Source organism: Streptomyces sp. NPDC006265 (genome assembly GCF_040613555.1).
In the GTDB taxonomy this organism is placed as follows: Bacteria; Actinomycetota; Actinomycetes; order Streptomycetales; family Streptomycetaceae; genus Streptomyces.
Genome location: NZ_JBEXSH010001501.1, coordinates 1 through 1,146 on the forward strand (window position 1 = coordinate 1; position 1,146 = coordinate 1,146).

Consider the following 1,146-nt stretch of genomic DNA (forward strand, 5'->3'; position numbering starts at 1 on the left):
GAACGGGATGAGGCTCTCTGCCATCGGAACCGGTGCGTCCCGGGCGCGTGAGAGGGGCAGTCATGAGTACGGGCCGAGCCGGGCCCTTGGGGAACCAGACGCCGGCCACGGTGTCCATGTAGGCGATCACCGCGTAGGCCGCCAGCGCCCGGGCCGGTGCCACCCCGGCGTACAGGGCCTGGAAGGAGAAGACGCGGCGCAGGCGGGCGTCGGAGAGGTAGCGGCCGATCGCGCCGTCGAGGCGCCCGAAGCCGCCGAGCGCCGCCAGCCGGGCCAGGTCCGGGTGCGCCAGCTGGAACGGCGAGTCGAAGTTGGTGTCGATGAAGCGGCGCATCTGCGCCCGGTACAGCCGCTCCAGCCACTCCCGCAGCCTGCGGTAGCCCGCCGCCTCCGCCGGTCCGGCGAAGCGCCGCACCTCCGCCTCCATGGCGTCGCCGTCGGTGTGCACGTCGAGCGTGGTCCCGTCCGCGAAGCCCGCCCGGTAGGCGGGGTGCAGGGCCACCAGCTCGACGTGCCGGTCGAGGCTCTCGCCGACGGCCGCGAACGCCTCGTCGGCCAGCTGGGGCATCGTCAGCACGGTGGGCCCGGTGTCCACCAGATAGTCGCCGAGCCGTGCCCGCCCGGCTCTCCCGCCCGGGCCCTCGTCCCGTTCGACGAGCGTGACCCGGCGGCCGGCGCCCAGCAGATGCAGCGCGCACGCCAGCCCGGACAGGCCGGCGCCCACCACGACGACATGGTCCGTCGGCCCCGTCACCGTCCTCATACGAGCTCCTCCGCCTGCCGCGGGGCGACGCCCGAGGCCCGCTCGACCAGGGCGGCGAACTCCCGCCGTACGCCCGGGGCGGCGCCGGTCGCCTCGAAATGCCGCAGCCCGGAGGCCGCCAGGCCGGCGATCCTCGCCTCCACCTCGGCCCGGGCGCCCGTCCGCTCCAGCGCCGCCCGCATCCGCTCGACGGTGTGCCCCGGCCGGGCGTCCGCGTCGGGGGCGAGCACGGCGGCGGCGTCCCGGTCGCCCGTGGCCTCCGCGAGCCGGACGGCGACGGCGAGGAGAGGGGTGAGCTTGCGGGAGCGCAGGTCCTCGTCGGCCGGTTTGCCGGTCAGCGCCGGGTCGCCGAACGCGCCGAGGAGGTCGTCGCGCAGCTGGAA

General features: G+C 76.4%; 2 protein-coding genes. Both read right to left on the reverse strand.

Annotation, left to right across the window (positions count from 1 at the left end):
* Positions 1 to 763: phytoene desaturase family protein (gene crtI, locus ABZ281_RS50150; RefSeq protein ID WP_356665590.1), on the reverse strand; the 763-nt coding region annotated here is incomplete at its 3' end.
* On the reverse strand, positions 760 to 1,146 hold a 387-nt coding region (locus ABZ281_RS50155), incomplete at its 5' end, for a polyprenyl synthetase family protein (protein ID WP_356665592.1). The genes ABZ281_RS50155 and crtI, both read right to left, overlap by 4 nt.